Here is an 8096-nt window from a genome sequence, read left to right as displayed (position 1 = left end):
ACCACTCGTCTACCGAAGGCGGCAGCAGGTAATCGGTCTGGCGATCCACAGGGATGAAGCGGCTCATGGCGATCTTCTCAGCTCGGCGATGACGGTGGTCAGTATCTCACGGTGCAACGGAAAGACCGACAGGCTGCTAGGTCGACAATAAAACGGTTGCCGGTACCGGCAAGGCCTGCCACGTCGCTTTGCAGTAGTGCTTGGGATTGGCGCACCTGTTTTATCAGCGCGCCGAGTTCTTGTGAGGTGCGTACTCGAGTCGCAGGAGGAGTTGAAGTCGCCATTGCGAGTGCCTCTCGTAAATTACCGTTCGGTAAGAATAGCCGAAAGGCAATGATCTTGCTGGCAAAATATTCCCGAACGGTAATTTTTTGCTATCTCTGTATCTAAAGGCGTCTAATGATTACCGAGCGGTAATTCAGTGCTTCTTGTAGCGCCGTTTTACTTCGACGTTGAGGCGGCCTTCGCCCAGGCGCAGTTTGAGCAGTTGGCCGGGCTGGGTGTCTTCGGCGCGGCGGATGACTTGGCCTTGGGTATCTTGGGCGATGGCGTAGCCGCGGCCGAGTACGGCCAGCGGGCTGACGGCGTTTAGCTCGCGGGCGGCGCTGTGCAGGCGTGCTTGCCGTACTTCTAATATGCGCTGCATGGCGCTAGCTAAACGGCGCTGTAGGCTGCTGATACGCTCGCTTTCGGCGCGGTGCAGCCGGGCCATATCCTGGCTGGCCAGGCGTCGGGCGAGCTGGGCCGCTTGGGCTTTTTGCTGGGCGAGGGTTTGCTGCATGGCGCGGGTAAGGCGCTGCTGCAGCGTAGTGAGGTGTTGGCGCTGGCGAGCCAGCTGTTCGCCGGGGTGACGAAGGCGGGCGCGCAGAGTATCTAGCCGCTGGCTATCGCGCTCTAACCGCGCTTGCATGCTTCGGTGCAAACGCTGCTCCGCCTGAGCGAGCTGGCGCTTTAGAGCGTGTTGGTCGGGCACTAGCCGTTCAGCGGCGGCGGATGGAGTAGGGGCGCGCATATCGGCGGCAAAATCCGCCAGGGTGACATCTACCTCGTGGCCCACTGCCGACATCACCGGCAGCCGGGAGTGAAAAATCGCCCGCGCCAGATGCTCGTTATTAAACGCCCAGAGATCTTCCAGGCTGCCGCCACCACGGGTGATTAGCACCACATCTTGCTCGGGGTCTAGCCGCGCCTGCCGGTTGAGCAGGCCCAGCGCCGAGATCATCGCCGGGGCGGCTTCAGCGCCCTGAACCGGTACGGGAATCAGCGTCACGTCCGCCAGCGGCCAGCGAGCGGCCAATACGGCCAGCACATCGCGAATGGCCGCCCCATTGGCGGAGCTTAAAATCAAAATCTTGCGCGGGGGAAAGGGCAGGGGGCGCGTATTGGCGAACACGCCTTCGCCTTCCAGCTGCGCTTTCAAACGCTCGAAGGCCGCCAGCAGCTCGCCAAGGCCAGCGGCTTGCACCGCTTCAGCAATGAGCTGGTAATCGCCCCGTGGCTCGAACAGCGAGACCCGCCCGCGTAGCTTCACTTGGTCGCCATCGCGCATGGGGGCGGCCACAAAGCGCGCCCGCTGACGAAACAGCGCACAGCGAATCTGCGCCCGGTCGTCTTTTAAAGTGAAATAGATATGCCCCGAGGCCGGGCGAGACACATTAGAAAGCTCGCCCTCTACCCACACTTCCCCCACATCGCGCTCCAGGGTTTGCTTGGCGCGCTGGTTCAGCTGGCTCACGGAGAGCGCTTTGGGAGTGGGTGATGTGCTTGTCGGTTCCATCGTTGGCCTTGGTGATCATTTCGTGGATGACACGATACCTCAAACGAGGTGCGTGAGCCTTGCCAGCGGCGCTTATTCCCGCAGGGCTTCGAGCGTCATTAGCAACTGGTATAAGCCTAACCGCGACTCTGCATTGCTGGGGCGGCCCTCAAAACGTTATAATAGGCGATTAACTTTTTACGCCCCATCTTCCCACTTCTCAATGGGTGTTGCCGCTATGCTACGTATGGCCCAAGAAGCGCTTACGTTCGATGACGTACTCCTCGTTCCCGGCTTCTCCGACATTCTGCCAAAGGATGTCAGCCTCAAAACCCGCCTGACCCGCAATCTCTTCCTGAATATTCCCCTGCTTTCCGCTGCAATGGATACTGTAACTGAAGCGCGTCTAGCCATTGCGATGGCTCAGGAAGGCGGCATCGGCATCATCCATAAGAACATGACCATGGCGCAACAGGCCGCTGAAGTGCGCAAGGTGAAGAAGCACGAAAGCGTCATCGTCAAAGACCCGGTCACCGTTAGCCCCAAAGCCAAGCTGGAAGACCTGCTGGCCATGGCCCGCGAAAACGGCTTCTCCGGCTTCCCAGTGGTAGAAGGAGAAACCCTGGTAGGCATCGTGACCGAGCGCGACATGCGCTTCCAGCCTAACGTGGGCGACAGCGTTGCCGACATTATGACTCCCCGCGAGCGGCTGGTAACAGTGAAAGAAGGCACCGACCTTGAAACTAGCAAAGCCAAGATGCGCGAACACCGCATTGAGAAAATGCTGATTGTCGATGACGCCTTCCATCTGCGCGGCCTGGTGACTTTCCAAGACATCGAAAAAGCCCGCACCTACCCGATGGCCGCTAAAGACAGCGACGGCCGCCTGCTAGTAGGCGCAGCGGTCGGCACCGGCCCGGAAACTCCGGACCGCGTAGCCGCACTGGCCGAAGCCGGCGTTGACGTGATCATCGTTGACACCGCCCACGGCCACTCCCAGGGCGTGATTGACCGCGTTCGTTGGATCAAAGAGCACTTCCCCGAGATTCAAGTGATCGGCGGCAACATCGCCACCGCCGCCGCTGCCAAAGCGCTGGCCGAAGCAGGCGCAGACGCCGTGAAAGTAGGCATCGGCCCCGGCTCTATCTGCACCACGCGTATTGTGGCAGGCGTTGGCGTACCGCAAATCACCGCCGTTTCCAACGTAGCCGAAGCGCTGAAAGAGTTCGACATTCCGCTGATTGCCGATGGCGGCGTACGCTTCTCTGGCGACTTGGCGAAAGCCATTGCCGCTGGCGCAAGCGCCGTGATGGTGGGTGGCCTGCTGGCCGGTACCGAAGAAGCACCGGGCGAAGTTGAGCTTTACCAAGGCCGTACCTACAAAGCCTACCGTGGCATGGGCTCCATGGGTGCCATGTCGCAGAGCCAGGGCAGCGCCGACCGCTACTTCCAGGACAAGGACGCCGGAGCCGAAAAGCTGGTGCCGGAAGGCATCGAAGGCCGCGTACCCTACAAGGGCATGATGAGCGCCATCGTTCACCAGCTGATGGGCGGCCTGCGCGCCTCCATGGGTTACACCGGCTGTCGCGACATTCAGGAAATGCGCACCAAGCCCGAGTTCGTACAGATTACCGGCGCTGGCTTTAACGAGTCCCACGTTCACGACGTGCAGATCACCAAAGAAGCCCCCAACTATCGGGTGAGCTAACCAGCGCTTTAAGTTACACGGCGGCGGGCATTGCCCCGCCGCTTGCTTTTTAGCCAATGCGGCCGTTCCGCGTTATAGAGGCTCCGCCATGAGTGACATTCACGCCCATAAGATCCTGATTCTCGACTTTGGCTCCCAGTACACCCAGCTGATCGCCCGCCGGGTACGTGAAATCGGCGTATTCTCTGAAATCCGCGCCTTCGATATCACCGAAGAAGAGATTCGCGAATACAACCCTAACGGCATCATCCTGGCCGGTGGCCCGGAATCCGTCACCGAGCTGGATTCCCCCCGCGCCCCACAGTGCGTGTTCGAAATGGGCCTGCCGGTATTTGGTATCTGCTACGGCATGCAAACCATGGCCGAGCAGCTAGGCGGCAAGGTAGAAGGCTCTAACCAGCGTGAGTTTGGCTACGCCCAGATTCAAATCGACGCCGAGACCGCGCTGTTCAAAGACATCAAAGACCACGTAGACGCCGCCACCGGCAACGCGCTGCTGGATGTATGGATGAGCCACGGCGATAAAGTCGCCAAAGCCCCCGACACCTTCACCGTGACCGCCTCTACCCCGAGCTGTCCGATTGCGGCCATGGCCTGGGAAGAGAAGCAGTTCTACGGCGTACAGTTCCACCCGGAAGTGACCCACACCCTACAGGGCCAGCGGATTCTTGAGCACTTCGTGCTGGATATCTGTAAAGCCGAGAAACTGTGGACCCCTGCCCAAATCATCGAAGACCAAGTACAGCGCGTACGCGAGCAAGTCGGCGACCGCCACGTACTGCTGGGCCTTTCCGGCGGCGTCGACTCTTCCGTTGTGGCTGCGCTGCTGCACAAAGCGATTGGCGACCAGCTCACCTGCGTATTCGTCGATAACGGCCTGCTACGTAAAAACGAAGGCGACCAAGTGATGGAAACCTTCGCCAAGCACATGGGCGTGAAGGTGATCCGCGTGGACGCCGAAGAGCTGTTCCTCAGCAAGCTGGAAGGCGAGAAAGACCCGGAAGCCAAGCGCAAAATCATCGGCAACACCTTTATCGACGTGTTCGATGAAGAAGCCAGCAAAATTGAAGGCGTGGAGTTCCTGGCACAGGGCACCATCTACCCGGACGTGATCGAATCCGCCGCCTCGAAAACCGGCAAAGCGCACGTGATCAAATCCCACCACAACGTGGGTGGCCTGCCGGAAACCATGAAGCTCAAGCTCGTCGAGCCGCTGCGCGAACTGTTCAAAGACGAAGTGCGCAAACTCGGCCTCGAACTCGGCCTGCCCTACGATATGGTCTACCGTCACCCATTCCCTGGCCCCGGCCTGGGCGTGCGCATTCTCGGCGAAGTGAAGAAAGAGTACGCCGACATTCTGCGCGACGCGGATGCCATCTACATCGAAGAACTGCGCGCCGCCGGTTGGTACGAAAAAACCAGCCAAGCCTTCGCCGTGTTCCTGCCGGTGAAATCCGTAGGCGTGGTTGGCGACGGCCGCCGCTACGAATGGGTCATCGCGCTCCGCGCCGTCGAAACCATCGACTTCATGACCGCCCGCTGGGCGCACCTGCCCTACGAGCTGCTGGAGAAGGTTTCCAACCGGATTATCAACGAGTTGGAAGGCGTTTCGCGGGTGACTTATGATGTGAGCAGTAAGCCGCCTGCTACGATTGAGTGGGAGTAGCCGGCAACGACGGGCACTCTCTGGTAACCGTCTGTCAATGACAGGCGTTCATTCAACCCGGCGCCATTGCCGGGTTGTTTGTTTTTGGACTTTGATTAATTACCTGGAATTACCCGGTTTTTCTATTTGAACCTCAGTGCATCCACCAGCAAGCGAAACAGCGGGGATGATTGACGGCGACTCGGGTAATACAGGTAATAGCCGTCATAGGTGGTAAACCAGTCATTCAACAGACTGACCGGTTTTCCGCTGTGCAGTTCTTCTCTCACCATTGCGGTCGGCGCCCACGCTGGAAAAATGCCCCTGTTACAGAACGTTCAGGAGAGTTTTTGGAACCGGGTGTCAGCCGCTCGAAACCGGAGTAGCCGACAAATTCCGCAATATGCCGCATTGCTCGACTGTCCGACGGTTTGAACAGCTGCGGCGCAGCATTCTCAGTTGCTCGTTCAGTTTGGTTAGTTCCTGGATACGCGCCTCCACCTGCTCGATATGCCTATCCATCATCCGATTCACGTCATCACATTGTGCGCCGGGGGAACGGCTTAATCCCAATAATTGCCGGATCTCCGGCAAACTGAGATCCAGGCTGCGACAGTGCTTGATGAACAGTAATTGCTCAACGGCAACTTCATCGTACAGGCGAAAATTACCTTCACTGCGTTCTGCGGAGGCAATCAATTGTTCCTTTTCATAATGCCGGATGGTTTGCACGGAGCAGCCAGTCACTTTCGACAGTTCGCCGATTTTTATCATCTCTCAATATTCCGATTGACTCTATAGTTGTTATAGAGTTTATAGTGACCGTCTGTACATTCTCAAGGGCTTTTTTCGATGTCTGACCCGTGTAATGACAACTGCCAGAGCAACAAGATTGCCAGTGCCCCCACTTCTGGGATAGCGAATACTGATACGGCTTTTCAACATGGCTATGTCAGTGACTACCGGGTACCAAAAATGGACTGCCCGTCGGAAGAGGGGATGATCCGCATGGCTCTGGACAGTATTGAGCCCCGGGTTTTACTGGAGTTCGATACACCGAATCGGAAGGTGCGGGTATTCCATGGCGACAATGGGGCTGCCATCGAGGAGAGGATGCGTTCCCTGGGGCTGGGTGCCACGCTCGAAAAAACCACCCCGGCGGGGGAAGAGGATTTAGTCCTGGCCAGGGAGAAGGAAGAGGCAACCGCCCAGGTCGAAGCCGGTATACTGAAGTGGTTGCTGGCCATCAACGGCGTTATGTTCGTGGTTGAACTGACGGTAGGCTGGCTGGCGCAATCCACTGGCTTGATAGCGGATTCTTTGGACATGTTTGCTGATGCCGCGGTCTATGGCGTCGCCCTCTATGCGGTGGCGAACAGCCTTCGCACCAAGCTGCGCGCGGCGCATTTGTCAGGCTGGCTGCAGTTGATTCTGGCGCTGGGAGTCCTGGCTGAAGTCGGGCGGCGATTTGTTTTCGGCAGCGAACCCGTATCCGCGTTAATGATGGGTTTTGGTCTTGTGGCCCTGGCGGCCAACGTCTGGTGTCTGGTGCTTATCGCAAGAAACCGGCACGGCGGCGCACACATGAAAGCAAGTTGGATCTTTTCCGCTAACGATGTCATCGCCAATGTGGGCGTTATCGTCGCCGGTGTATTGGTCGCCTGGACGGGTTCCCGTTATCCCGACCTGGTTATTGGTCTGATCATCGGGCTGATTGTGCTGAATGGCGCCCGGCGAATTCTGCAACTGCGCTATTAGTCTCTGGTCCTTTCTCGCTGCTCGGATTCATGCCGGCAAAATTCCGCGCCTGGGCGGCCTATTAAAATAGTCGCCGCTCTCGCCGATGCTTATGGAGAATTTTCTGTCAACCGTGCCCATAGGTGTGGGCATCCTTGTGCATGTGGTCCGGGTGCTCGAATTCCAGTGTTGAATGACGTATGTTGAATTCCTGCGCCAGAGCCTGTTTTATCCTGTATTTGATATTCTCAAGCTGATCCCATGCACTTTCCTCGATAATCACATGGGCCTCCAGCGAGGCATCGTGTTCGCCCATCTGCCAAAAATGCACATGGTGAAGGTCGATAACGCCTTCGATGTTGGAGAGGGCAACAATGACGGCATCGGTATCGATGTCCACCGGGCTACCCAGCATGAGTGTTCTGATGGTGCCGCCGATTTCTGTCAGGCCCAGGTAGAGAATATAGCCCGCGATACCGATGGTGATGGCAGGATCAACCCAGCGCATGTCGTAGAGCAAAATAAGAGTCCCGCCAATGACCACGGCGACCGACGCGAGTGCATCCGACAGATTGTGAAGAAACAGTGCACGGATATTGACGCTGTCTTTCTGCATCGAATAGGTGAGCAACGCTGTCAAGGCGTCCACAGCCAGAGCGATACCACCAAGCCAGACGACCCACCAGCCCTTTACCTCTGGAGGATCGATTATCCGCATGCCACCTTCGTAAACCAGGTAGATCCCGATAATGATCAAGGTAGTGTAGTTGATGAGAGCTGCAACGATTTCAATGCGTCCGTAGCCAAAGGTCATCCTTGCGTCAGCCTGGCGGCGCGCAATTTTTTGCGCCGCGAACGCGATGACGAGTGCGGCCATGTCAGAGAAGTTATGCAAGGCGTCCGCGATAAGGGCGAGACTGCCGGCAAAGATACCTCCCCCAATCTGAGCCAGGGTCAGGATCCCGTTCGCCCAGATGGCGATGGCAACGCGTTTATCCTTGGTCTCGGGGGGTATATGCACATGGTCGTGACTCATTGGGTTAACCTAGTTGGTGGCTATTTATAAAGAGGCATCTGCTGTATTCAGCTTACTCTGTGCCTGGTCGCCTGTCTAGCGTCTCCCCACTTTTCCACAGGTGGTGCTGTAACTGCCTGAATAGCGTTGAAAATTTCAGTGCTATCAACGAGATCGGGGGCTTTCCCGCCGGTATCATGTTGTTACCCCTAACACCATGAACCAAAAGGAAAAC

Annotated in this window: 7 protein-coding genes; 3 read left to right on the top strand and 4 right to left on the bottom strand. The window is 57.6% G+C overall.

Features of this window, described 5'->3' with window-relative positions; translation table 11 throughout:
* Positions 1–418 precede the first annotated feature (418 nt).
* Positions 419–1777 carry an exodeoxyribonuclease VII large subunit gene (gene xseA, locus AC13CY_RS06415; protein ID WP_044630770.1) on the bottom strand — a complete coding sequence of 453 codons (1359 nt, stop codon included), beginning with the start codon at positions 1775–1777 and terminating at the stop codon, positions 419–421.
* 217 nt (positions 1778–1994) lie between these two features.
* On the opposite strand from xseA, the gene guaB reads away from it, so the two are divergent.
* Together guaB and guaA are read left to right on the top strand one after the other, a co-directional pair.
* Positions 1995–3464, top strand: a complete 1470-nt coding sequence (gene guaB, locus AC13CY_RS06410; RefSeq protein WP_054645354.1) for an IMP dehydrogenase — start codon at positions 1995–1997, stop codon at positions 3462–3464.
* A gap of 88 nt (positions 3465–3552) precedes the next feature.
* The gene (gene guaA, locus AC13CY_RS06405) at positions 3553–5130 is read left to right on the top strand and encodes a glutamine-hydrolyzing GMP synthase (RefSeq protein WP_044630771.1); all 1578 of its coding nucleotides are present in this window, start codon (positions 3553–3555) and stop codon (positions 5128–5130) included.
* 122 nt (positions 5131–5252) lie between these two features.
* Here the strand turns inward: guaA and AC13CY_RS06400 are convergent, their stop codons facing one another.
* Positions 5253–5429, bottom strand: a complete 177-nt coding sequence (locus AC13CY_RS06400; protein ID WP_228247729.1) for a type 2 periplasmic-binding domain-containing protein — start codon at positions 5427–5429, stop codon at positions 5253–5255.
* A gap of 43 nt (positions 5430–5472) precedes the next feature.
* Complete coding sequence (gene cadR / locus AC13CY_RS06395) at positions 5473–5883, bottom strand: Cd(II)/Pb(II)-responsive transcriptional regulator (RefSeq protein ID WP_170968092.1); 411 nt, start codon at positions 5881–5883, stop codon at positions 5473–5475.
* A 78-nt stretch (positions 5884–5961) separates the two neighbouring features.
* Between cadR and AC13CY_RS06390 the strand changes: the two genes are divergently transcribed.
* Positions 5962–6867, top strand: coding sequence for a cation efflux transmembrane domain-containing protein (locus tag AC13CY_RS06390; RefSeq protein WP_042924021.1), 906 nt, complete (start codon positions 5962–5964; stop codon positions 6865–6867).
* Between the two features lie 106 nt (positions 6868–6973).
* Here AC13CY_RS06390 and AC13CY_RS06385 read toward each other — a convergent pair whose 3' ends face one another.
* A complete protein-coding gene (locus AC13CY_RS06385) occupies positions 6974–7882 on the bottom strand; it encodes a cation diffusion facilitator family transporter (protein ID WP_044630773.1) in 909 nt (302 codons plus the stop codon).
* Positions 7883–8096: the final 214 nt, after the last annotated feature.

It is taken from the genome of Vreelandella sp. L-15, from assembly GCF_056857635.1.
The sequence above is the reverse complement of the archived record's forward strand: the minus strand, read 5'-3'. Positions and strand labels throughout refer to the sequence as shown.

Excerpts from the sequence above, each read along its gene's own strand:
- xseA (WP_044630770.1), bottom strand. The coding sequence starts at position 1,777 with ATGGAACCGACAAGCACATCACCCACTCCCAAAGCGCTCTCCGTGAGC.
- guaB (WP_054645354.1), top strand. The coding sequence starts at position 1,995 with ATGCTACGTATGGCCCAAGAAGCGCTTACGTTCGATGACGTACTCCTC.
- guaA (WP_044630771.1), top strand. The coding sequence starts at position 3,553 with ATGAGTGACATTCACGCCCATAAGATCCTGATTCTCGACTTTGGCTCC.
- cadR (WP_170968092.1), bottom strand. The coding sequence starts at position 5,883 with ATGATAAAAATCGGCGAACTGTCGAAAGTGACTGGCTGCTCCGTGCAA.
- AC13CY_RS06390 (WP_042924021.1), top strand. The coding sequence starts at position 5,962 with ATGTCTGACCCGTGTAATGACAACTGCCAGAGCAACAAGATTGCCAGT.
- AC13CY_RS06385 (WP_044630773.1), bottom strand. The coding sequence starts at position 7,882 with ATGAGTCACGACCATGTGCATATACCCCCCGAGACCAAGGATAAACGC.